21 protein-coding genes are annotated in these 22,941 nt (G+C 45.5%); 6 read left to right on the forward strand and 15 right to left on the reverse strand.

Annotated features, from left to right (window positions below):
• Positions 1–29: 29 nt before the first annotated feature.
• From ON05_RS20985 to ON05_RS21020, 8 genes are all read right to left on the reverse strand, one after another.
• Positions 30–1,496, reverse strand: coding sequence for a Rieske 2Fe-2S domain-containing protein (locus ON05_RS20985; RefSeq protein ID WP_010477912.1), 1,467 nt, complete (start codon positions 1,494–1,496; stop codon positions 30–32).
• A 539-nt stretch (positions 1,497–2,035) separates the two neighbouring features.
• Positions 2,036–2,542 (reverse strand): YqeG family HAD IIIA-type phosphatase, encoded by a 507-nt coding sequence (locus tag ON05_RS20990; RefSeq protein ID WP_010477914.1) that lies wholly within the window; start codon positions 2,540–2,542, stop codon positions 2,036–2,038.
• A 23-nt stretch (positions 2,543–2,565) separates the two neighbouring features.
• Positions 2,566–3,666, reverse strand: a complete 1,101-nt coding sequence (gene mltG, locus ON05_RS20995) for an endolytic transglycosylase MltG (RefSeq protein ID WP_010477916.1) — start codon at positions 3,664–3,666, stop codon at positions 2,566–2,568.
• 28 nt (positions 3,667–3,694) lie between these two features.
• Complete coding sequence (locus tag ON05_RS21000) at positions 3,695–4,249, reverse strand: DUF3727 domain-containing protein (RefSeq protein WP_010477918.1); 555 nt, start codon at positions 4,247–4,249, stop codon at positions 3,695–3,697.
• A 124-nt stretch (positions 4,250–4,373) separates the two neighbouring features.
• Positions 4,374–4,808 carry a Holliday junction resolvase RuvX gene (ruvX, locus tag ON05_RS21005; RefSeq protein WP_010477919.1) on the reverse strand — a complete coding sequence of 145 codons (435 nt, stop codon included), beginning with the start codon at positions 4,806–4,808 and terminating at the stop codon, positions 4,374–4,376.
• Positions 4,809–4,813: 5 nt separating this feature from the next.
• Positions 4,814–6,028 (reverse strand): GNAT family N-acetyltransferase, encoded by a 1,215-nt coding sequence (locus ON05_RS21010; RefSeq protein WP_010477921.1) that lies wholly within the window; start codon positions 6,026–6,028, stop codon positions 4,814–4,816.
• Positions 6,029–6,261: 233 nt separating this feature from the next.
• Positions 6,262–7,428 carry a hypothetical protein gene (locus ON05_RS21015; protein ID WP_010477923.1) on the reverse strand — a complete coding sequence of 389 codons (1,167 nt, stop codon included), beginning with the start codon at positions 7,426–7,428 and terminating at the stop codon, positions 6,262–6,264.
• 651 nt (positions 7,429–8,079) lie between these two features.
• Positions 8,080–9,870 (reverse strand): iron uptake porin, encoded by a 1,791-nt coding sequence (locus ON05_RS21020; protein WP_010477924.1) that lies wholly within the window; start codon positions 9,868–9,870, stop codon positions 8,080–8,082.
• A gap of 938 nt (positions 9,871–10,808) precedes the next feature.
• On the opposite strand from ON05_RS21020, the gene ON05_RS21025 reads away from it, so the two are divergent.
• The 5 genes from ON05_RS21025 to ON05_RS21045 all read left to right on the forward strand — a co-directional run bounded on the left by ON05_RS21025 (position 10,809) and on the right by ON05_RS21045 (position 15,993).
• Complete coding sequence (locus ON05_RS21025; RefSeq protein ID WP_010477926.1) at positions 10,809–11,474, forward strand: HEAT repeat domain-containing protein; 666 nt, start codon at positions 10,809–10,811, stop codon at positions 11,472–11,474.
• Positions 11,464–12,144, forward strand: coding sequence for an SDR family oxidoreductase (locus ON05_RS21030; RefSeq protein WP_010477928.1), 681 nt, complete (start codon positions 11,464–11,466; stop codon positions 12,142–12,144). The genes ON05_RS21025 and ON05_RS21030 overlap by 11 nt, the downstream gene beginning before the upstream one ends.
• Before the next feature lie 63 nt (positions 12,145–12,207).
• Complete coding sequence (gene tsaE, locus ON05_RS21035; RefSeq protein WP_010477930.1) at positions 12,208–12,660, forward strand: tRNA (adenosine(37)-N6)-threonylcarbamoyltransferase complex ATPase subunit type 1 TsaE; 453 nt, start codon at positions 12,208–12,210, stop codon at positions 12,658–12,660.
• Positions 12,661–12,709: 49 nt separating this feature from the next.
• The gene (locus tag ON05_RS21040) at positions 12,710–13,270 is read left to right on the forward strand and encodes a DUF2062 domain-containing protein (RefSeq protein WP_236619089.1); all 561 of its coding nucleotides are present in this window, start codon (positions 12,710–12,712) and stop codon (positions 13,268–13,270) included.
• Between the two features lie 290 nt (positions 13,271–13,560).
• Positions 13,561–15,993: a GAF domain-containing protein gene (locus ON05_RS21045; protein WP_010477935.1), complete on the forward strand. Its 2,433-nt coding sequence runs from the start codon at positions 13,561–13,563 to the stop codon at positions 15,991–15,993.
• Positions 15,994–16,085: 92 nt separating this feature from the next.
• Here ON05_RS21045 and ON05_RS21050 read toward each other — a convergent pair whose 3' ends face one another.
• From ON05_RS21050 to ON05_RS21065, 4 genes are all read right to left on the reverse strand, one after another.
• Positions 16,086–16,850 carry an SDR family oxidoreductase gene (locus tag ON05_RS21050; protein WP_010477937.1) on the reverse strand — a complete coding sequence of 255 codons (765 nt, stop codon included), beginning with the start codon at positions 16,848–16,850 and terminating at the stop codon, positions 16,086–16,088.
• Positions 16,851–16,981: 131 nt separating this feature from the next.
• Entirely contained in the window at positions 16,982–17,227 is a 246-nt protein-coding gene (locus ON05_RS21055; RefSeq protein ID WP_236619090.1) for an SH3 domain-containing protein, read from the reverse strand.
• Positions 17,228–17,474: 247 nt separating this feature from the next.
• Positions 17,475–18,086, reverse strand: coding sequence for a hypothetical protein (locus ON05_RS21060; protein ID WP_236619091.1), 612 nt, complete (start codon positions 18,084–18,086; stop codon positions 17,475–17,477).
• Between the two features lie 571 nt (positions 18,087–18,657).
• Entirely contained in the window at positions 18,658–18,966 is a 309-nt protein-coding gene (locus ON05_RS21065) for an SH3 domain-containing protein (RefSeq protein WP_010477942.1), read from the reverse strand.
• Positions 18,967–19,203: 237 nt separating this feature from the next.
• On the opposite strand from ON05_RS21065, the gene ON05_RS21070 reads away from it, so the two are divergent.
• Positions 19,204–19,713: a PH domain-containing protein gene (locus ON05_RS21070; RefSeq protein ID WP_010477944.1), complete on the forward strand. Its 510-nt coding sequence runs from the start codon at positions 19,204–19,206 to the stop codon at positions 19,711–19,713.
• 12 nt (positions 19,714–19,725) lie between these two features.
• Here the strand turns inward: ON05_RS21070 and ON05_RS21075 are convergent, their stop codons facing one another.
• The 3 genes from ON05_RS21075 to ON05_RS21085 form a co-directional block, all read right to left on the reverse strand.
• Positions 19,726–20,943, reverse strand: a complete 1,218-nt coding sequence (locus ON05_RS21075) for a DUF790 family protein (RefSeq protein WP_010477946.1) — start codon at positions 20,941–20,943, stop codon at positions 19,726–19,728.
• 3 nt (positions 20,944–20,946) lie between these two features.
• Positions 20,947–22,170 carry a leucine-rich repeat domain-containing protein gene (locus tag ON05_RS21080; RefSeq protein ID WP_010477948.1) on the reverse strand — a complete coding sequence of 408 codons (1,224 nt, stop codon included), beginning with the start codon at positions 22,168–22,170 and terminating at the stop codon, positions 20,947–20,949.
• Positions 22,171–22,232: 62 nt separating this feature from the next.
• The gene (locus ON05_RS21085; protein ID WP_010477950.1) at positions 22,233–22,775 is read right to left on the reverse strand and encodes an SRPBCC family protein; all 543 of its coding nucleotides are present in this window, start codon (positions 22,773–22,775) and stop codon (positions 22,233–22,235) included.
• Positions 22,776–22,941 lie beyond the last annotated feature (166 nt).

Consider the following 22,941-nt stretch of genomic DNA (forward strand, 5'->3'; position numbering starts at 1 on the left):
AGAACAAACCATCCCTGAGGGATAATACCCTAACGACCTTTTTTCTCCGGGTAATTTCGAGGTGGGATAGATCGCCCTCTTAGAAATCTTTTCTCTAATTGACCTAAGCTTAGCCAGGCCACAGCCGAAGAAAAGATCGTAACGGTCGCAGCAATAGACAATTTGATCGAGAATACCCCAAAGCCAAAGGCCAAAAGCGGTGTAAGGGTCCAAGCGACCAAGGCTAGTCCAACCATTACTTTCCGCAGGCGTTTGACATTTTTCAATGCCTGGGAACAGCTGGCACAGTTCACCGTGTGTGAATGGTACCGATCAAGTAACTGCTCGCGAGTCCGCTCTGGGGGTAGACTTTGCCCGGGGAAAGGATCAGCCTGGAAGCGTTCTTGCCATTGATGCAATGCCAGCACAAACCGATCGGCCCGTGTGGGCAGATAAAAGGCTTGAGCAATGGACTTACTGTCTTTGGTCCGCTCTAAATACCGTTCTTGGAAATGCAAGAAGATTTGGTCATCTTCTAATATGGCATTCTGCCCTAGATGAGAAAACCAAGTCGGCGTATGACTAATCATCCAAGCAGGCACTTTAGATGAAAATTGAAACGGGAATCGAGCAAAAATGCGACACTCACCTTTACGGACTGGTGTAGCATAGACAACGGTCAAGGTTCGACCAAACTGGCTAGATGTTAAGTCATGCCACATCAAGCCGGGAGCCACAAATGTTGTTGTTTGTGTTCCCAATTTTCCTTGGCGAGGGCCTTCTTCCCACACACCGTAAAACCCTTGTTTTCCTGATTCCATGACCTCCAATTCCACCGGCCCCGCATTGCTGCGGTTCCCAACAGAACGGTGATGAGTATAGGGTAAATGGCTAGGGTCTAAAACATTTTCAAGTAGCGTGAGCACATCGTAGGGCAGGTCACGAAATCCATCGAGAATAATCCAGTCGTCAGGTGACTCTTCAATGGGTCCAACAATGGGTACAGGGGTTAGAGCCGCCCGTTCTGGCTGCCCCGCATAGGCGAATAACAAACCTTGTTGAATACTAATCGGCAGGGAGTCCACACAGGCCCTTGGAGAACTCTCGGCAGAACGGCCACTCACCTGCTGAGGAATCCGTTCACAATCACCCGTCCCCGAAAAAGCCCAGCCATGATAGGGGCACTCAATCAGCCCATCTTCATCGATCCGGCCCTCAGACAGTCGAGCTAATCGATGGGGGCATTGATCTGCAAAAACTCGCCAGGTGTTGGCGTTGTGATCCCACCAAATCACAAGATCCCGGTCTAACAAAGTAAAGGTAGTGAGTTTTTCTTTATCTAGATCCTTAACGTAGGCAATAGGATACCAAACTTCTTGCCAATCAAAGCGGTTGGGATCATTCCCCCCCGCAGGCAATGTTTGGACCCTGCGAGAAATGTCGGCAGTCGTCAAAGGTGTATCTGACAAATGTGGAGGGGTTTGCTCAACGTCAACCAAAGTCAGAGAAGATTTCATGGGATTAAATGGGGGTAGGAGTCTGAAACTAAAATGAGGCGTATCAAATCAGGTACTCGGTGTGCCCGACTCGTCATGCCCCAGCTCACACTTGAGTGCATAATTGCAATGTAACAAAATTTCAAGCATTTATGTTTTTTTGTTGCAATTAAAGCCTTATCTATTGCCCATAAAGACATCTTATGGTTATAGGCTGGCAAATTACATAGCACTTTACCTTCACATCATTCCCCAAAGTTGTTAAGGCTAAACTTTTATGCAAAAACTTCATCCAAATCTGCCCAGGATGAGTCCCGTCCCCCATAAACAGGGCATACGCCTGGATGCAAGCCCAAAAAAGCCAACAGCGGTCTTCTAGTATAGAAGACCGCTGTTGGCTAAGGTATTTAAGATTTATCTTTAGAGCCTTTATTGGGCTGGCTCCAATAATTTATGTTTATATATTGACAAATATTTCCTTATTTTGCGACTTCTATAATATTTATTTTATATTTTTACTTTCCATGACTTTTCTGTAATCATCCTTGAAATTCGGATGTTTAATCCAATATTCGTTCCAAGTTTTGGTAAAGCCACAGTTCAATTTTACGCAATGTACTCCCGTGGCCTACCGGCTCTACCAAAATTGTAAATACACCCAGGCGATTTCCAGCCAAAACATCCGTAAATAGCCGGTCTCCAACCATTGCCACATTCTCATAGGGCAAGTCCATCGCTGTTACTGCCTGACGCAGTTTGCGGCGGGACGGTTTACCAGCTCCATAAATATAAGGCAAGTCAAGGCCGACTGCGATTCTTTCAATCCGAGAGCGTTTTAAGTTGTTGCTAACTAACCAAATGGGAACCTTGGCTTTTATGTCAGTTAGCCACGTTAACAATTCAGGAGAAACATCGGCAGATCTAGAGGACACAACGGTATCATCAACATCCAACACCAACCCTTTAAGCTGATGTTGCTCCAACAGAGAAGGGGTCAATTGGAGAATAGAATTTTGAAGCCGTAGATCTGGTTGTAAAAGAGAAACCCAGGAAGAAGCTGGAGACATCAGGCTATATTCAGTAGGACGAACTATAGATTTGTGGAGTTTTGCTTGGCATCTTGTTGATCACGAATTTTAGCTTGAGCTCGTAAGTGCTCGGTCAAAGTCCGGCTAAACACATGGGTTCCATCGTATCGAGCAACAAAATACAGAAAATCTGTTTTCTCGGGAGAAACAGTGGCTTTAAGACTGGCCAGACCTGGGCTAGCAATCGGCGTTGGGGTTAATCCGGCGTTGATGTAGGTGTTATAAGGGGAAGGGGTTTCAACTTGGGCATAAGTGAGGGGTTGGTCAGGGGTTTGAGTGATTCCTAAACCATATTCAACTGTCGGATCAGACCCTAAGGTGATATTGTCCCGTAACCGATTCCAAAAAACTCCAGCAATTCGACCCCTTTCCTCGGCAACCACTGACTCTTTTTCAACAATGCTGGCCAAGGTGACCCAATCATCTAAGCTTAAATCGGTATAGCCGGTTCGGTTCTTATAGACTGGCAAGGCGGACGCTTCAAAATGATTCAACATCACGCCAATGACGGCATCAGGGGTGCGTTGATCAACTGAAATTTGGTAGGTATCGGGAAAGAGATACCCCTCCAGAAAGGGGATGTCTTCCGGTAACCAGGGGTAGCGATCGTGAGGAATATTGTTGGTCGCATCCAGGAACTCTTGAGCCGAAAACCAGCCTAACTCTTCAAAGTATTTAGCCATCTGCTTTTGGGACCAGCCCTCTGGCACGGTGAAGCTAACCTGCTGGACCTTCCCAGACCAGATCGTTTGGGCGATATCGGCCATAGAAGCTTGGGGCGAAAGCTGGTAGGTTCCCGCGTGGAATCCACCAGAAGATTCCCACAAGCCTTGCCATCGAGTCCAAACCTTCCAGGCAGTGATTGAGCGAATGAGTCCTGCTTCTTCTAAAATCTGACCGATTTCGTTAGCAGACGCACCTTCTGGAATTTGGACCTGAAGTAACTCTTGCGAGGGTTGAGCGTTCTTCTCAACAGGTGCGATCGCAGATTGCCACCAATACCAACCTCCCCCTCCAACTCCACCGGCTATCGCAACAATGGCAACGACCGAGGTAATAGCCAATTTGCGGAAAGGCAATGATTTCTTTTTGTTCACATTCAAAAGCAGACGTCGTCTATTAAATCAGCAGTTAGTCTAAATCGTCCATTAGACGTTCCTCCAGCAGAGGTTGAAGCTTGGGTTGAAGAGCTTGGAACTCTTGAGGAGAAAGCAGCTCCGGCTGCATATTCTCACGCAATCTCACAACAAACAGCACTGGATCTATTGGAGTATAGATCGAATACTCTTGTTCCTCCTCAAAAAAAGTCGCTAAGAGTTGATATTCCTCTTGTTCCGAAATCTCATCCCCCTCCTCCATTTCCAAAACCAGAATTTCTTCTTCATCAATATCCGGAAGATCACCTTCTACGGTTAAAGACAAGGCACTTCGCTTCAATTTCAAGTTCTGTTCGGATAATACAGCTTGAGCCGTGGGGAATATCTTCGCCAGCTCTTGTTCTTCTACAGGCTGGACAATCTCATCCTCTTCATCGGTAACAACCCAACCAAAAATGTCTACTGGATAATCGACAGGGTTCAGGAGAGCATATTCTTCTTGATCGATTGGCACAGATACTTCAACGTAGCAGGTCAAAGAACGTCCTGCTTCATCCATCAACGTCACCGTAGAACGGTCCATTTCCATGGGTATTTTACCTCTACTCCCCAGATTACTGGTCCACCATCAGGACCCATAGGCTTAAGTTTAGGGGGTAATGGACTTAATAGGCGAGAAAATTAAACGAAAAAACGAAATAGTGGAACCAAGTCTAGGTCGAAGATAGCCATGGTTTTTGATCCAGCCAACGTTGTAGAATCAACGCGGCCGCTTTGCGATCAATCATTCCCTTTTGTTCTGCTGGATTGATACGCTGTTCACGCATCATGGACTCAGCCTCATGGGAAGTCAACCGTTCATCAATAAAATCCAAAGGTAGATCAAGTGCTTTAGCAATCCGCTTGGCTAATTTCTGGGTCTTTTGAGCTTGAGTTCCCACTTCACCCTTCATCGTATAGGGCAGACCCACGACCAAGGTTTTAACCTGGCGGTCCACCACAATTTGCCGCAGTATTTCCATGTCTTTGGTAAAAGACGTACGTCGAATCGTGGTGAGTCCAGTGGCAATTAAGCCCGTGCCATCACAGCCAGCAACTCCAATCCGACGATGTCCTAGATCTAGTCCTAACGCGGATATTCGCTGCATACCGGTTAAAATTCTGATGGCCAGGGGCGCTGATTTCGCTTTGAGGAAACCTGTTTATTCTGACTCGTGGTAGATCCTTGACAATGACGTTTGCCAGCAACAGGAGTGCGAGTGAGCCAATAGGTCATGCGGCCAGGGACTGGCTTATGATTGGGCTGCAACCCTTGCAACATATCTGACAACTGCAGAGTTTCAAAAGAAATAGAACGAGATTCTCGTAATTTATGCCAAACGGAACGAGACATCATCAAGGTTTGCTCTAAATCTTCAGCGCCAATTTGCTTTAGATATTCTTCCCGCTCAGGTTGATAGTCCGTTGAGTCTAAACACAACGGAGCAGAAGGATAGGCTTGAGTCAGCTGAGCCATATGGGCCAGCAGCTCCGGGTATAGCCAAGTATAGGCAGGATGCACCGTGAGTCGAGCTTCATGAGGGTGCGACCCATTTCGACACAGCTTCATTTCAAAATAGCCAATGGCAGCCTTTCGTTGGGGCTCAAAGACATAAGCTTGGACCAACTCTTTGGTGTCGCCCCAAAGCTGAATCCCCGCCAACAAAGAGTCTACTAAATTCGTTTTAAAGTCCTGAATATGCCGATCAAACACCTGGCGGACCAAAGGAGGCATAGATGCTGTATCGAGCTGGTATAGCAAAGAAGCATCTGCATTATTAACAGGCAAGAGGTTTGGTAGTACTGGTTCTCGCTCTGCTAGACAGCTCAACTGTTCAGGAGCCAGGGACCAATACGTAATTTGGGCGAGGGGCTGAAAGCCATTATGGCGATATAGGGCCAGGGCTGCTGATTGACTCACATCGATCTCTGTCAACCAGGTGCGGGCTTCCCAGATATTTTCAAGGCAATATCGCAATAATTGCGTTCCCACATCTTGCTGACCAACCGCAGGTGAAACACTGACTTGATCAAATCGCCAGGTACTTCGGGAATGGTTAAAGGGTGACACCTGAACTACCCCAGCCAGCTCATGGGTTTGTTCCCAAACATAGGTGCGTTGCTGATCAGATAGGCGATTGGGAAACAGCCTCAACAACTTCAATAATTCAGACCAGCGTTGAAGCTGTAGCAACTGCCGCTCATGGCCGTAAAAAGTGCCAATACTGGACTGATCGTAATCATCCACCAATATCCGCTTGATCGCTTCCAGATCGCGGTACTGAACTGGACGAATGATGGGTTCTAACTTTGGAGCTACTGTCGTCATACGAGTTGCTAAGCTTGCAGAACTAATTGTCCAGAGTGGGTGGATGGACCAACTGAAACCAGCTTGCTAATTTACTCACTAGGAGACATACAAGTTATACAAATTAGCTTGAAGAAGGAAATTTAGGGTATTAATCTCACTCTATGGTATCGGATCTCTCTCCAAAACGGGGATAGAGGCAACAAGTTTTCAGACTTTTGTCAAGGGAAAATCCCTGAACAAAACGTAATCCCCTAAGACTGATTGGGGCGAATCAAGACAACAGGGGTTTGCTCATCCGCATTACCCGCAGGATTACTCCGAAGTGCTTCTTCAATCAACGGCAGCGGGGTACCTTGGGTTGCAGAGAGAATTTTGACTCTCTTGAGGTCGTTCACATCGACAATTGCTGCGGCTAAACCGGTTTCTGCCTGAATTTGGTCAACCACTTTTTGCGGATCGTCGGGACCTAACACAATAAATTGATCAAAGGGTGGCAGGGTACCCGTCACATCATCGATCAACCGGGCCTGTTCCCCAGCCAGGCGATAAAAGACCCCTGCTTGTCCGAATACTTTTGCAATCGCACCCACCACAAACGCTAAAAAGACCCGTACTGGCCCCTCAATATTGACAAGGGTTTGCATACCACAGGCCGTGGCCAAACTAGATGTGGGTAAAAAGAAATAAACTAATCGCTGGGCCACCCATCCAGGTTTTATCGTACTGGGATGAAAGATACGGCCTTGCATAATCGCCACGGGAGTTTCCCCAATGGTGACAATATCACCGGGCTGAGCGTGGGGACTGACATAGCGACGAACAATATCAGGACAGGTATCCAGTTGAGTCAACAAGTGGGTGGGCACAGGTAAGACTTGCCCTCCTGCAACCGAACGCCACTGTAATGGTTCCTCGGGGTCAGGGAAGCGAAGAGGAACCACTTCATGGTGGGTATTCTCAATACGGCCTTTTGGACCATAGGATACGTAGTTTACCCGCACCCAAACCGCTTTCAGTTGAGTCAGATCAGGCCCGGTGATATCTAGCTTAATTTCAACAGAGGTTTGGTAGCGTGACTTAACAATATAAGCAAACCAATACCCATCTTCGCGGGGTTCAGCATCGGGATGCTTGGGCACCACCTTGATTTTGTAATCAATCTCATCCAGACTCCCCTTCGATAAAAGGGTTACATCCACTGACAATTCAGGGATCATTACTTCTAACTTACGGGTGGGGTTAAAAAAGGTTTGCTCCCCTACCAGCTGATAATGCTGGGGTTCTCGACTTTCAAATTGCCAATTTCCTGGCAAGGCGTCTAAGGCATTCCCCTGGCGACGACGATGAGTCCACTCTAAGCCTCCCCAAGCGATGAGAAGGACTGCAACGATACCAATTCCAATGCTTTCGATGATCATTCCGTATATTGAATCCTTACCTTGAGACTCCTGCAAGACCTGGCAATTACTTGATTACTTTATTTTCACTAGAAAAAAAGTATCAAACCGAGATGATCATGCCACATGGCTGACAGTTCGGCACTTATTTCAGCTAACTCAGAGTTTCGATAGACCGATGGGTTTAGCCAAAGAAATCGGTACCGCCGATGAACAACACCATCATTTACTGAAGTTAATACTCTTTACAGCCCATACTTCTCAGAAATAAACTTACCTTGCAAATAGCCTCCTATCCACCTAGAAACTTCTATACTCAGAGGTGAAGCACAATATGCTTCCCTGGCAGATAAAGCAGCCAAATTCAAATCCATTAAAGAGGTTAAAGAGCTGTTGATAAAAACGTCTGTCTCGTCAAATCAGAATAACACCCAATTCTGGCGTTAAACATCCTTAAATGTAGCGATGGGAGATAGGTCTCAAAGGGTAATTCCTAAACGGGCTAAAGTCTCTAAATACTCTTTATTGATGTGAGGAAGTCATTAAACGACGGATTCTGGGTGTTATTTGCTTTTAAAGATGTTTTTTGCTGGTTTTTCAATTCTTTGCCAATGCTAAGCCCCAAGCTCTGCTTAGAGAACTTGGGGCTTAAGGTTAGTCTAATTCTCTAGATTAGAACTTAAAGGTGGTTCGAATGACTGGAATAAAGATAGGGTCATTCGAAGAAGTGTTGTTGGCATTGAAAATGACAATTAATCCAGGTGAGATCTTGATATTGTCATTGACCTTAAACTGATACTGTGCTTCAGCAGTAAAGTTGGAAGAAGTCCCATCATCAATGTTTAGATTACCACCATCGATAATGTAAGGCTGCTGACCAAACGATAGGGAACCTCTGCCACCTTCTAGGAGCAAGTCAGGGAAGACGAGGTTAGCGGCCCAAGTCAACAATTTAATTTGAGAATTTGCAATATCAGGAGTACGGGCTAAGGTTAAACCACCCCAACCAGACACATGAAACCCGTCAACAACTCTGGCATTAAATGAAAGGCCAAAGTTATCAGTAATGGTTTCCAGTCCATTGAAAGGATCGGAAGTATCACCACCTAGAGCTAGGCCACCTGTAAGAACTGGCGCATCTCCCGTATCGGATGTGATGTCAACATTACCCGCTGTGTACTCGTTACGAGAATATTGAACACCAATACCGATATCATCGGTTGGATTAAAGCCAATCTGGGCAAACACCCCATAGGTGCCATTTTCAAAATCAAATAAACCGTTGTTAGCACCATTACCAGCTGTAGTAGCAAACTGGGCATCATCAGCTGCATAGACAACAGAGAGATTGACCTTTTCGCTGACATCATAGACAGCACTGAGGGTCGTTCCTCCTGGTCCCCGCTGCGTTAGTGGGTTGAAACGGAAGAAGCGAGATAAAGCACCACTACCACTACTCTTCAAGAAGGGGTTAAAGGTTTCTACATCGTCCTTGTAGTCACCACCCACAATTGCAATTTTGAGCGTTAGATCCTCAGCTGGCTTAAAACGATAGTTAAGCTCGTCTAGGATGACCGTGTTGCCAGCAGGGTCGTTTTCATCAAAACCAAATCTGGCTAAACTTGTCCCTGCAGAACCGAATTCATCTAGTTCAGGAATATCAGCGGCTTCTAAACGCACACGAAGTCGATCAGTACCACTGAAGCTAGAATCAAAGTTCAGGCGAGTTCGGTGGCCAAGAAAGAAACGATCTGCAACATTCACACCACCACTTTGGGTATTGCCAGTATCCGTATCGACTCCAAGGATGCTATCTAGTGGATCATTATTGCCATCAAATACAAAGGCAGACCCGAATACGACTTCACCGTTAAGTTTGGTGGTGGTGGAAAACTGCTGGGATTCAACAGTTGCCACTCTTGCCTCTAAACCATCGACTCGTCCACGTAAGGTAGCCAGTTCAGCGGCGAACTCATCTTGAAGCGCTTTGAGGGCGTCCAGATCCTCTTTAGTCGCAAATCGATTGCTGAGGTTATCTAAACAAGCATTGACAAGCGCAGCTGCTTCTCGACGAGACATGGCCCGGCTGGGGCGGAAAGTGCCGTTAGGGTAACCGGCGACACAACCATAACGCTCAACTAGAGACTGAATAGCTTGAAACGCCCAATCGTCGGGCTGGACATCGGACAGCTGAGAAACAGAGGTAACCTGAGCTAAATTGTCGTCTTGAGTTTCGCTCATTAACTCTGAAACGGATGGGGTGGGTACATCAGCATCAGCTAGTACTAGGGGCTCAGAAGCCTCCACTGCCTCTGTGTCTAGTTGCTCGACTGCAGAAATTTCAGGTACAACTTCCTTAGTCAATTCTAGTGACTCGGCTGCGATCGCAGTCGTCGGCAATAAAAGAGCTAGACCCACTAAAGCAGGGTTAATCAACCCAAGCTTACGCCAAATCATTGACATATAAATTATCTCCTCACACTAAATAAAAATAGCCAAATTGGCTATTTGAGATGGAAACAGGCTTCGAACAATATCTTCAGCCTGTGCATAAAGGATAAGAATTTGAACACTTGAGTATGAGTCTTAGCAACTCATCGAAGATGGTTGACGGTATAATCAATCACCTTTTAGTCTTCAAAACGCTTATCCATACCTTCAACCTTGATCTTTACCAGCAATCAATACCATCAGAGAAAAGATAGAAACAACAAAGACAAGGTTAAGGGAATAACACCAAAGGTATATCTTTCCTAGATCTTTGCCTGGGTTGATATGTTGACAGTTTCCAAACTTACACAATCAGTTTCAAAAACAGCAATTTACCGAACAGAACAGTCCTACATGAATTTATGCAATTCATACCTTTTGTATTGGGCATTCAGGACTGTTTTTCGATAACACTGAGTCTAAGTTACATCCGTTCTGGAGTAGGCCCAGTGGTTTGTGCTAACTGACACATAGAAGCTGTGATCCAAAAACAATATTGATATTAATCATCAATCCTCCCACAACTAGCATCTAAGTAATCAAGGTGGCATTTGGCCTAATTGCATAATTAAAGCTACTAGTATCCTTAATATGCTCAAATAAGAAAAATCTATGCAGCATATCTGGAGACACAGCCCTAAAACAGTGTTAAACAGTTTTCTCAGGGAAACTTAGCTGTTTAAGTTTGCGAATTAGACTCATCAAATACTATCAGCTTGTTGAAACTATTTTCAATAGCGACCCAGAAATTCACTTCAATTTATCAAAATCTCTGAGATCAGAGTCTGGTAAAGGCACAGACAGATTCCCAAGGACAGCTAAAACCCGCTATTCACCTAACCCAGAAGAGAAGCAGGAAATTTGGCCCATTCTCTTTTAAAATTTGAGTAACGGTGAAAACAGAAGGTTCTATGCCCCATCCCCGACTTCAAGAATTGACCTTGAAGTTAAAAAGTGAAAACGCTAGCGATCGTCTGTTAGCATTGGTGGCCTTAAGAAGCCTCCCCAGCGCTGAAGCATTCCCGTTGATCAAACCGATGCTGTTTGACGACTATTTACCCGTTCGCTCCATGGCCATCCGTTCGTTGATCCATCACCCTTCAGCCGAATCGGTATCACTTCTGATACAGCTATTAGACGATCCAAACTACGAAATCCGGGCAGGTGCTGCTGGAGCCTTAGGACATGTCGGTGATCATGATATTGTTCAAGCCCTGTCTAGAGTTTTCCTTGAAGATACCGAGTGGTTGGTGTGTTTTAGTGCTGCCGTTTCGTTGGGAAACCTCAAGGATCCAGGGGCCTATACGGTGCTCCTCCATGCCCTAGACCATCCGGAAACGATTGTGCAACAAGCTGCGATCGCAGCCCTGGGAGAAATTAAAGCCTTCGATGCCCTAGAATCCCTCCTTCCCTTTGTTCAAGCTGAAGATTGGATGATCCGTAAGAGTCTCGCTACTACCTTGGGTAACCTTCCCGGTCCAAAAAGCATCTCAGCGCTGAAATACTTAGCCAAAGACGATAATCCTCAGGTTGCAGCCGCAGCCACTGTTGCCTTAGAGCTAATACATGAGCCGTAAAATTGTCATTACCGGAGTCACCCAGGGACTGGGGGAAGCCCTCGCGATTGGGTTTATTCAAGCAGGGCATACCGTATGGGGTTGCGGTCGGACCACTGCCTCTATCAATCATCTGGCGCAGCAATATACATCCCCCCATCATTTTTCGACTGTTGATGTTACCCAAGCCCAGCAGGTTCAAGCTTGGGCAGACCAGCTTTTACAAACCGATGCCCCCCCTGATATCGTCATCAATAATGCAGGGGTCATCAATACCGTCGCTCCCCTATGGGAAGTGCCCGAACCAGACATTAGCGATGTATTGGATGTCAACGTCAAAGGCACCATCAACATCATTCGTAGTTTTCTCCCCAGCATGAAAACCAAAGGCCAAGGGATCATTATCAATTTCAGTTCTGGGTGGGGACGGTCAACGTCCCCTGGTGTAGCCCCCTACTGCGCATCTAAATGGGCGATTGAAGGTCTAAATCAGGCTTTTGCCCAAGAAGTTCCTCCCGGCATCGCCACGATTGCATTGAACCCAGGCATCATTCATACTGAGATGCTGGAAACCTGTTTTGGTCAGCAAGCCCGCAGTTATCCCTCCCCCATCGCATGGGCACAAAAAGCCGTTCCATTTATTCTGGGCCTTTCTGAAAACGACAATGGTCAAGCCTTGACTGTCTACTAGTGCATCAGATTTAAACAAGAACTCCTCGTGGCCGAACTCACTCTATTCCTAGAAAACCTGGAAATGACCCAACGGTTTGGGAAAGTCTTGGGGCAAATGCTACCTGCGGGAAATACCTTGTTACTAGAAGGTGATTTGGGAACCGGTAAAACATCCCTGATTCAGGGATTAGGGAAGGGACTCGGTATCTCTGATGCGATCGTCAGTCCTACTTTCACATTAATTAACGAGTACCACGACGGACGAGTTCCCCTATACCATCTAGACCTTTACCGCCTTACCTCTCAACAAGTGGATGAACTCTATCTCGAAACCTACTGGCAAGGAATTGAAGTGCCCCCCGGAATTGTTGCCATTGAATGGTCTGAGCGCCTTCTACATCGACCGTCTAGCTACCTTTTTATCACGTTAAGCCACCAGGAAGAGTCTAGACAAGCAACCTTGCAAGCGGTTGGATCTGACCAAAACTTAGACCTAGATCAAATACCGTTAGCCTTGAATTCTACTTCAGCCTAGTACTCAATGCGGATTGGGTTGGTTATATTGGGCTGAGAGAGAAAAGCCCTTGAACAATCTTCTTGTGCGGCTACAACACCGTATGCGCCAGCCCCATCAACGCTCCCATCGAAAACGTTTCTTACAACGCACTCAGTCTCATCGCAAGAATTTAACGTGGAAACGGCGAGGGCGATATTTATACCTGCGGTTTATCCGGTTACAGGGAAGCCCAGATGCGATCGCACGGGGACTATCCGTTGGCGCTTTTGCGGGCATGTTTCCCATTTTTGGATTTCAAATTATTTTTGGCGTATTCCTCGCAGCCTGCGTCCGTGGCAACAAATTAACGGCAGCAGCAGCAACTTGGATTAGTAACCCTTTCACCTATTTACCGCTATTTGCCTTTAACTTCCATCTGGGCCAATGGCTTCTGCAAGCTAACGAATTTGACTTTAATCAGCTCCAAAAGCTGGACTGGCAAGAACTCTTAGTTCTAGGACCTGGATTTATCGTAACTTGGTTTACAGGGTGTTTCGTTATGGGATGTCTGGCCGCAGTCATTGGCTATCTTCTGGGTCTATGGTTGGTTCTACATCTAAGGAAAAAACATCGTTCCCAGCGTAGCTAATCCCTTCTTTCGATAAAATCTTTGAGCTATAAGCAAATAGTAATAATCACAATCTTTTGAGCATGAATGACTAGATTATAGATTCCAGCTATCGTAGAAAAACACCTTATCTGATTGCATTTATTTTCTTTCATCATCATAAAATCTCACGATTACACCACTAGCAACCTACCTAGTGGTGCAGAGGCCTGAGTGGGTTAGAGGGGCACATCATTCAGGTTTGAGAACGAACTGAATCCATAAAATTTTGAAGATAAAAATCTACACCTTTCAACCATGAGGTTTGCACAGTGACGCCGTCATCTCTTCCACCATCCAAACCTGAACAATCCGACCCCGAACAGATAGAATTTTCGTCTTTATCCTCTTCAGAACTCCCTGTCGATCAACCCAATACCAAACATACTACTGCGAAAAAAGAGTATCTAACCTCCATCAAGGCCAGATTAATCGCTTGGGGCATTGCCTTGAGTACATTACCTGTCTTAGCTGTAGGCACAGCAACCTACCTGACAAGTGAAACACTGAACCAGCAGCTCAGCGCCAATCCCGAAATCACCACCAGCTGGGATGAAGCCCAATCCACGCTTCAAAATCGAATTCCCCCTCTATTGGTAGGGACTGGAATCGTGGCAATCCTATCGGGGGGCCTTGCCGTTTGGTTGATCAATCGTGAATTACGTCCCCTTCGTCAAGCAGGTCGGCATTCAAATCAACTCGTTAACCGGTTGTATCGCTTAGAAACAGGTCCTGAAATCGAGAGCGAACCCAAAGATGAGCTTTTGGCGCTGGCCAACAATATCAGCCTTATCGATGCCCAAATCCCCAACCTGATCCATTCTCAAGAACATGAAGCGGCTCGCGCAGAGCTATTGATGCAGTTCATTGGTGAACTCCATGTCGCTTTATCAGAAGAAGATTTATTAAAAACGACCGTCGCCGAAGTGCGCCAAATTTTACAAACCGATCGAGTCACCATCTTTGCCCTCAACCATAACGGTGAGGGTACCTTTGTCGCCGAATCTGTTGCCCCAGGTTATCCCAAGTTACAGTGGTCTACCCTACATGATCCTTGCTTTAACGAAGGCTATCAGGAGCAATATCGTCAGGGACGAGTGAGTGCAATTGACAACATTTACAATTCAGGATTGAACGACTGTCATATCGGTTTGCTAGAGCGATTTGCCGTCAAAGCAAACCTTGTCGCGCCCATTCTCCAAAACGAGAATTTGTATGGTCTGTTAATAGCCCATCAATGTGCAAGACCCAGGGAGTGGAATCAATCTGAAATCGGCCTGTTTAAGCAATTAGCATTGCAAGTAGGCTATGCTTTGGACCGGGCTAGAGTCATGAGCCATCTCGATAGCCAAGTCAATCAATTGCAGCAGTTATTACACTTTACGCAATTAATCCGAGAATCATTACACACAGAAGAAATCCTAACCAATGCGGTTCAAGAGAGTCGCAAGGTTCTTAGAGCGGATCGGGTGATTGTTTATAGTTTCGATGAAAATTGGCAAGGCACTGTTGCAGCAGAAGCAGTCCAACCAGGTATCTCCAAAATGGTGTGGGCCGAAATCTTAGACCCATGCTTTGCAAACAAATATGTTGAGCAATATCGACGGGGACGAGTGCAGGCGATCAGTAATGTTAATGATGCTGGACTGACTGAGTGTCATGTTCAACAGTTGGAAAAATACGGCGTACAAGCTAACTTAGTTGTTCCTATCCTGATGGGAGAAGATTTGTTTGGTTTACTCATTGCCCATCAATGCTCTGGCCCCAGAATATGGCAGTCCTCTGAAATCGATCTCTTTACTCAAATTGGTGTCCAATTGGGCCATGCGTTGGGACAAGCCAACGTTCTCACCCAAACGGAGCAAGAATGGATAGCCAATACCTCTCAAATTGATATAGATAATCAGCAACTCACGAACTTACAGCAGCAACTTTCAGACTATCTACAGGCAAATCGCCCTAGCATTCAATTTTTAGTGGATGGGGTCCATCAACATACTGAAACGGCTCAGTCCGCCTATTCCCATTTACAAGCCATCATGGATTTTGCCCAAGAGGTTAACACCCTTACTCGGCAGATTCAGTCTCAAAATCACCAGATTGTGACTCAAGTCGAAATAGCTCAAAATCATCCCCTCCACCTTCCACCCGCCGCTCAATCCGCCATCACTCAACTTCAAGAACTGGAGAAACCCTTACAGCAGCTTTCTCAAATTCGCATATTAGTCAATCAACTGTCCTCCCAGATGCAGCTACAGGTGATGAATATCACAGCAAAAGCACCTCAGGACTCAGAGGCCTATCCTGAATTATCTGGTTCAGCCCAAAAGATCAGCATTGTCGCTCAAAAGATAGAAGACAATTTGGCCCAAATGAAGCCAATACTAGAGTCTTTGCAACGAGATCTGCAACAAAATACGGCTATTCTAAAGCCCCTAGCCCAACAAACTAGTACCGTTTCTACAGAACGATTTAGATCTGAGCAGCTATCCTCTAATCTAAATACTGAGTTGGCTCAGCTTAATGATCAGATGATGAAACTGACTCAGCTCGTGAGTAGCCATCTGCAAACATCTTCCACCGCAAGTCATCAGATCTTTGAATTGAACCAGTTTCTGCAGCGTCTTGCACCACAAGCCCAATCGATGCAGGCCTCTATACAAAAGATGGAAACAGCGGTAACTCCTGAACAATCTCCAAGTTGATTCAGGAGTGTGTTCAAAGAATCAACTGATTTTGCAGCCTATTGAATGAACTGCCTCTATCAATGGCTCATGCCAAAATATGTCTGCTTCCATCACAATCCAGGGGTGGTTTGGGCAAAAAGGGCGGCAAAATCCGAGGTGGGAGGAGCTTCTTCCTCCTCACGGGTCACCACATCAAACGCTTTATTCTGAGCATTCGATTCGAGTAGAGCCTGCACCACCACTTCAGCCACATCCGCCCGAGGGAGCTTGTGGGGCATATTGCGATCAGGGATAAAGAATGAATCATCTTTCCCCACAATAATTTCACGGCGTCCCCCTGGCTCATCGATTAATCCACCTGCCCGCACAATGGTGTAGGTGATACCAGAATCAATGAGATATTGTTCAGTTCGACGTTTCCAAATTAGGACTTTGCCGTTACCAAGGGTATTGAGGTAGTGGTTTTCATCGGTTCCTCCCATGGAACCCACAATAACGATATGCTTTACGCCTGCCGCCGCTGCCGCATCAATCACATTTCTATGACCGTTATAGTCGACATCTTCGGGGTAGCCTCCTTGAGGAAATTCAAATTCGGGTCTTTGGCCGGGCTGAGGTGGACCTTTCATCACTAGCACTGAACTGGATAGAATCACCAGGGCATCACACCCTGCGATCGCAGAATCAATACTGGCACGATCTGTGACATCTCCAATCACCACACCATCCAAAGAGCCCAGCTTTTCCTGTGCCTTCGCTTCAGAACGGGCAAAGCCAACCACTTCAAATTCATCTGCACGTTCGCGGAGTTTGTGCACCACAATGGATCCGGTCTGTCCCGTTGCCCCTGTGACCAAAACTTTTTTCGTCGCCATAGCTTCTGACTCTATCTATCAAAGAGTGTCCAACTTGTTTCTCCTTGACTTTATCAGAAGCTGATCAACAGATTCGTCTCATTTCTTCACCAAAGGCGAATCTGTATGATCAACACGAAGAAGTTATTCCATTAGTGACCTAGTGGAGAGATAAAGTCTCCTCGAATCCAGCCTTCGGCACCTGAAGCAAATCTGACGTAAAACCAAGCGTATCCATCATCCCCTACGACTTGATTAATAATCCAGACCTGATCACCGACCAATCCATAGTGTGGAGAATAGGTAGCAGTACTAGGTCCAGAACGAACATTCACACGGCTACCTGGTTGAGAACCTGCAAGAACTGCTGGTTCAGCAACGACTGGAGTCGCAGCCATAATGGTCAAGCAAGAAACTGAAATAGTAGAAAGAAGATATCGGGTTAGTTTCATTAATTTAAGTAATAATTTGCATGTGTCTACATACCACTAGGCTAAAGACAAACAGCACTTTTATCGTCAGTATTTATTCTGATTTTCAAGTCAATTATTTAAGTATTAATAGACTAAATTATTTAATCCTAAAAGTATTTCAGCCAATAACAAACACAAGCTGAAATACTTTTAGGATATTTATTTTTCTGATCTATCTCAACTCAGTCGGCATCACTGTAGATATAGCCGCTTCACTGAGCACTAGTGAGGTAACCTCTAGCACACTATTTATATTCTCTTGGGCTTCTACCTGACTCGTCCTTTTAAAAAAGTCGTTGGTATGAGGCCATAGGAATACATTAAACTTTCGATTCCCTAATTTTTGCCGATATTTTAAGGTGCGTTTTGTGGCCAAGCTCGTCACGGCATTTAGCCTATCTGCCAGTCCCATACAACGACGAAGGGTTGTGGGAGTATAGCATTGAACATCAACCTGATAGCAGCCTTGGGCTGGAACTTGCCTAGCTTGAAACGGCTGAATACTACAGTAAATCGGTTTGTCATAAGCTGAGCGCAGTTCAGCAAAATCCTGAGATGAGTAATGCTTAAAGTAATGATCATCTACTTGAAGACCATCCGTATGCTTTGCCTCATTAATGAGCTGTGATACCGATAGCGATCGCAACTGTGGCGACTGAATCCACACCACAGGCTTCAGCTGATTTTCCCGAGCCGCCTGACTGACTTTTTGTTGGACATCATCTGGGACATTTCGATAGTCCAGAAAAACAACTTTATAATTTTGCTTTTTGATCTTGGCCATCGCCTCAGTCAAAGTATTTGAAGAAACGTGGTACCGAATTTGAGGCTGCGAGAGCCATGTACCTGTTGGTGCAGCTTGGGAGACCTTAGGTACTGCTAATAAAAAAGAAGCAAATAGCAAGCTTTTCAAGATTAATTTAAAACTGGACATTAGCTTATAGATATTATATACTTGGTTATTATTATCAGACTTATAAAAAGTTAATTATTTCCTAATTAACTCAATACTTTTTTATTCAAAAATCGATTAGATTTCTGAGTAAACAGCAATCACTAGATCATAGAGATATGCATGTAAAGAGTCACCTAATCTCTTTCCGTAGAGTGGCAAGGCAATTAGGTTTAATCAATTATTTGGAAAAATCTAGAATAGACATTACTGGATATGCCTAGGAATGATTAATCATTCCTATTTTGATTATTATCCCTTTAACCCAATGAGACTTATATGTCTTAACTGAGAATTAAATCATCCAACCATATCCTTTATCTTTGGTCTTCTTGACCTGAACAAGAAAGCAGTAATGATTCAATATAGTATTACCTAAATCGAATCATTGCTGGAAATAAATTTAAAATCTACGGGGTTGTTGTACTTGAACAAAATCACCCCGAATCCAACCTCGGGCACCCGAGGGGAATTCAACGTAGTACCAGTAATAGCCGTCATTACCTGTCGTTGAATTAATAACCTGTACACGATCGCCCACCAATCCATAATGAGGGGAATAGGAAGAGGTGCTAGGAGCAGAACGCACATTAACTCGACTGCCTGGCTGTGCACCCACCAAATAAGCAGGTGCAGCTAATGCTGGAACTGCAGCTAGGATAGACAAGACAGTTATTGAAGCAAAAGAAAGGAGAGATCGGGTAAGTTTCATCTACTTAAGAAAAAGTCTTCATGTGTTCACGTTCTTCTAATTTAATCCTGAGAAAAAAAGACGTCGTCAGTGAGAATGCGTAATTTAGCTATAATCGGAGCAGCTAGTATCTAAGTAGCGAACTTTTATTATTTTCTGGTAGATAAATATTTTTGCGATGTAATTCGTTTAAATATCTAAGTTTTAGGTACTCAATCCTTTCAGGTGGACAAGTTTTTCTAAGTAGAGGTGATAAAGATGGATCTTGCCAGTACAAACTACCCAGCACCCTGGGGCGTTTCCTTAAAAGCCATCTCTGGGGGCATAACGCTATTGCTCATTGGCATCGCAGTTATTGGTCTACTCACAGGACCCAAAAGCAACTGGATTTGGATCCTTAGTATGGTCGTTATCCCTCTCGGTATCGTGTTCATCACTGCCCTATTTACGGTCCGAGGCTATGCCCTGACCCCAGATACCCTATTTGTGAAACACCTCGTTTGGAATACTGAAATACCCTTACAAGGTTTACAATCCATTGAAGCGGATTCTAATGCCATGGAAGGATCGATCAAAACGATGGGCAATGGGGGATTGTTTAGTTTTTCCGGCTCCTTTCGAAACAAACGATTGGGGGCCTACCGCGCCTTGGCAACGGATATGCGACGATGCGTCGTTCTTAAGTTCGATCAAAAGGTGGTTGTCATTACTCCAGACAAACCAATGGATTTCGTCAATCAGGTCAAAGCCTTAAAAGATATGGCATAAGCATGGCTTGGCCTAATCCTCTAAAACTTGCAGTACCGCTTTAGGTGCAAGCTTATCTTTGAACCAGATTAATCGAGCAGGCGTATTATTAAAATTTACGCCCGCTTTATCCAGATTGAGCCGTTCTGAAATCGCTAAAATTAGGTCTGTTCGATCCGCCTGTCGAACCTGAGAAAACTTCTTTTTCAAATACTCTGGTCGCCAATATCCAACTATTTCTAATAAGAACGTCCGACCATCCGGGTGAACAAGACGAAAGTCTGGAATCATCACGCTTCCAGGTATAGGAATCAGATCAATTTCACGCTCCAATTTCCAGTCCGTTTTGGTTTTCTGCCAGCGTTCAGCAAAGCTAGCTTCCAACATACTGTCATAGGGTTTACCCGGTGGATAGTGACTGACTAGACCACATTCAGAATCTAAGGCAAATCGACTGGTTCGCTGTTTTTTTGAATAGGTGTCTTTGCTGGTTAAGGTTGCGGTTAAGCTCCATTTTGTAACATGCAATAACGCGGGTAACAATTTTGCCAAAGCTAGTCCATAACGGGTACTGGCGCTGAATACACTGGCGGGTCCATCAATCTTAAGGGTAAACCCTTGATCCGCATCGCCCTCAATGTAGGCCATCAGGCTAAACAACTTTAGATAGCGAAACAGGAGCTTATATTCTCCCGGGTCATTCCGATGGGCATTGATAATGATTTGAGTCGCTTTGTAGAAAACGCCTTGAACCTGAGACAAGTTATAGCGATGAAGCAACGCCTCCGGGGTAGGGGCATCGAAGGTTGTCAAGATTTGATTGTCGGGTCGATCGGCATACAGCCCTTCTCGGATCTGAATTGCGCTAACATCTCGATCTAACTCCTGACTCAAGTTAACGGCTAGTCGTTCTAGGGTCTGGGTTGTGGCTTGAGGGCTGGGTACAGTCTGGGCGGACAGGGTAAACACCCGTTGCCGCAACATAGGTGGATCGAGAGGGCTAATGACTTCAAAGGTGGAAAAGCCAGTGGATAAGAGATGGGCCAGTCCTCGCTTCACTCGGTAATCCGTTCCGTCCCCTTCCAGATCTTGGAGCCGCTGATTTAATTCACCTCGGGTTTGATTGCAGGCCGATTTGAAGCAGTCGATCGCTTCGGTTGCGATCGCAACATTCCCTGCATTTATTGCCAACCGTTTCGGGACAAGTGCTTCACCCTGATAGCGATGCATCAATAGGTCTGAGGGCAGCATGTCTTACCCCTTCGCGCTATTTTGCAGATAGTTTTTGATGGCGTTAGGTCCCCGTTCCCATAGCACTTCTAGCTCTGATCGAAGGGGGTTGTTGGATAGATTAAGGGTTTTGAGATTATCCAATGTCCCGAGAGAAAGGGGGAGATCAGTCAAATTGTTGTGGCTCACATTCAGACTTTTCAACTGAGTGAGTTCACCGATCCAAGGAGGGAGTGACCTTAACTCACAAGCGACAAACGTCAATTGCTCCAACAGGCGACAACCGCGAAGTGCCGCGGGAAATACCTGCAAAGGAACCGGTTGGTCTGGGTCTAAATTGAATATGAACTGCTTGAGATTTTGTAATTCCCCGATGGATTCTGGAAGCTGACGGATGCGATTGCCAGCAATTCCCAAAGTGGTTAACGCAGCCAAACGCCCCCAGGCTTCAGGAAGATGGGTGAGCTGATTGTTATAGGCCAACAACGACGTCAAATTCACTAAATTACAAATTTGCGGCGGCAGGGATTGAAGTTGATTGGATTGAATATCCAAACTCGTCAGTGGGGTGAGCGAACCCAACGCTGCAGGTAATTCACTCAACTGGTTAAAGGACAGGTCCAAGGAGCGCAAGTCTGTTAATGTCCCTAACCACTCTGGCAGAGTCTTCAAATGGTTAAAAGAGAGATTTAATGACTCCAATCCCTCAAGTGATCTCCAAGCAGGGGGGATTTCATTCAATCCGGTACTGGTAATTTCGAGGGATCGCAACCCCGTCAACAATCCCAACTCCTCTGGCCACTGAGCCATGGAATTGTAGGAAAGCTGCAGTTCTTGGAGGTTCTTCAGCTTCCCGATAGACGAGGGTAGATGTACCAGTTGGTTAGAAGCTAAATTGAGCGATCGCAACTGTGAGAATGCACCTATAAATTCCGGTAGTTCCACCAGGGCATTGCCAGTCAGATCGAGGGATTGCAACTGAGATAAATAGCCTAGAACATCCGTCAGGATAGGAAGTCGGTTACGGGCCAAGTCCAACACTTGGAGCTGAGTCAGTTGCCCCAAAGCCTTGGGCAACCGCATCAGTTCATTTTCAGAGAGATATAGAGATTTCAACTGAGAGAGGGAACCAATCGAGTCTGGTAGATCACTCAAGCCGATATCACTTAAATCTAGTTCCGCTGCCTCTTGCAGGCGAGCAATATTTATCAGCCTTTCGGCTTCTTGATAGGCTGAATTTTTTTCCATTACGTCTGATGTTTAAGCCTTTTTCCCGGAAAAAACACTGCCTCGGAAACATCATCAATAGACTACTGCTCTATTAATGCTTTGAGGTTAGATAACCCTGCTTCATAATCTTGCCCCACAGCACTCTCCAGGACAAACCGAAGGTAGGAACTAACAGGCTTCATAATAGGAGGCACCCCCGCACTCACATCTGTATCTAGTGACCAGTCAACCAGCGTACCATTGTCCTGAGGCGTCAGTTGTAATGCTGCATCAGCCGTTCCCTGTTGCCCAAAATCCAAATGGGTCTGGATATAGCTAGATTCCCCCATGGCGGTGATTTCTTGGGTCCCGGTTCCGACCATCGGGTCCTCACTTTGCCAGTGCATCGTTTGCCCTACGCCATCCCCCTCAACCGTTAAAGCCATATTGGGGTCCATTTTTGCCCAGGGAGACCAAGTAGACCATTTCGATAAATCACTGACAACCGGGAAAATTTCGGCTGGAGAAGCATTGATCAAAATATTTCGTTCAACATGTACATCACTGGGAAGAATGAGGCCACCTATTACCACTAGTAACAACAGCCCAATCAGTCCACTGATCGCATTTCTGAAGATAGCCATAATCAAGGGGTCTCCTAGATTGTCTATTCGCCTTCAGTGTAAAAAGAGAATTCAGATTCGGAAGCAGGATTGAAGGTTGTTTTAAGCCTTAAAGATTACCAATCATTACAAATCATACGCAGAAATAAAATAGAAGGGCATGATTTAGAGTACAGCCCCACTTTGG

This window comes from Acaryochloris sp. CCMEE 5410 (assembly GCF_000238775.2).
Classification (GTDB): domain Bacteria; phylum Cyanobacteriota; class Cyanobacteriia; order Thermosynechococcales; family Thermosynechococcaceae; genus Acaryochloris.

What these genes read in the sequence shown, in the direction of transcription:
- ON05_RS20985 (WP_010477912.1), bottom strand. Translation starts at nt 1,496, where the DNA reads ATGAAATCTTCTCTGACTTTGGTTGACGTTGAGCAAACCCCTCCACAT.
- ON05_RS20990 (WP_010477914.1), bottom strand. Translation starts at nt 2,542, where the DNA reads ATGTCTCCAGCTTCTTCCTGGGTTTCTCTTTTACAACCAGATCTACGG.
- ON05_RS21000 (WP_010477918.1), bottom strand. Translation starts at nt 4,249, where the DNA reads ATGGAAATGGACCGTTCTACGGTGACGTTGATGGATGAAGCAGGACGT.
- ruvX (WP_010477919.1), bottom strand. Translation starts at nt 4,808, where the DNA reads ATGCAGCGAATATCCGCGTTAGGACTAGATCTAGGACATCGTCGGATT.
- ON05_RS21010 (WP_010477921.1), bottom strand. Translation starts at nt 6,028, where the DNA reads ATGACGACAGTAGCTCCAAAGTTAGAACCCATCATTCGTCCAGTTCAG.
- ON05_RS21015 (WP_010477923.1), bottom strand. Translation starts at nt 7,428, where the DNA reads ATGATCATCGAAAGCATTGGAATTGGTATCGTTGCAGTCCTTCTCATC.
- ON05_RS21020 (WP_010477924.1), bottom strand. Translation starts at nt 9,870, where the DNA reads ATGTCAATGATTTGGCGTAAGCTTGGGTTGATTAACCCTGCTTTAGTG.
- ON05_RS21025 (WP_010477926.1), top strand. Translation starts at nt 10,809, where the DNA reads ATGCCCCATCCCCGACTTCAAGAATTGACCTTGAAGTTAAAAAGTGAA.
- ON05_RS21030 (WP_010477928.1), top strand. Translation starts at nt 11,464, where the DNA reads ATGAGCCGTAAAATTGTCATTACCGGAGTCACCCAGGGACTGGGGGAA.
- tsaE (WP_010477930.1), top strand. Translation starts at nt 12,208, where the DNA reads ATGACCCAACGGTTTGGGAAAGTCTTGGGGCAAATGCTACCTGCGGGA.
- ON05_RS21050 (WP_010477937.1), bottom strand. Translation starts at nt 16,850, where the DNA reads ATGGCGACGAAAAAAGTTTTGGTCACAGGGGCAACGGGACAGACCGGA.
- ON05_RS21055 (WP_236619090.1), bottom strand. Translation starts at nt 17,227, where the DNA reads ATGGCTGCGACTCCAGTCGTTGCTGAACCAGCAGTTCTTGCAGGTTCT.
- ON05_RS21060 (WP_236619091.1), bottom strand. Translation starts at nt 18,086, where the DNA reads ATGGCCAAGATCAAAAAGCAAAATTATAAAGTTGTTTTTCTGGACTAT.
- ON05_RS21065 (WP_010477942.1), bottom strand. Translation starts at nt 18,966, where the DNA reads ATGAAACTTACCCGATCTCTCCTTTCTTTTGCTTCAATAACTGTCTTG.
- ON05_RS21070 (WP_010477944.1), top strand. Translation starts at nt 19,204, where the DNA reads ATGGATCTTGCCAGTACAAACTACCCAGCACCCTGGGGCGTTTCCTTA.
- ON05_RS21075 (WP_010477946.1), bottom strand. Translation starts at nt 20,943, where the DNA reads ATGCTGCCCTCAGACCTATTGATGCATCGCTATCAGGGTGAAGCACTT.
- ON05_RS21080 (WP_010477948.1), bottom strand. Translation starts at nt 22,170, where the DNA reads ATGGAAAAAAATTCAGCCTATCAAGAAGCCGAAAGGCTGATAAATATT.
- ON05_RS21085 (WP_010477950.1), bottom strand. Translation starts at nt 22,775, where the DNA reads ATGGCTATCTTCAGAAATGCGATCAGTGGACTGATTGGGCTGTTGTTA.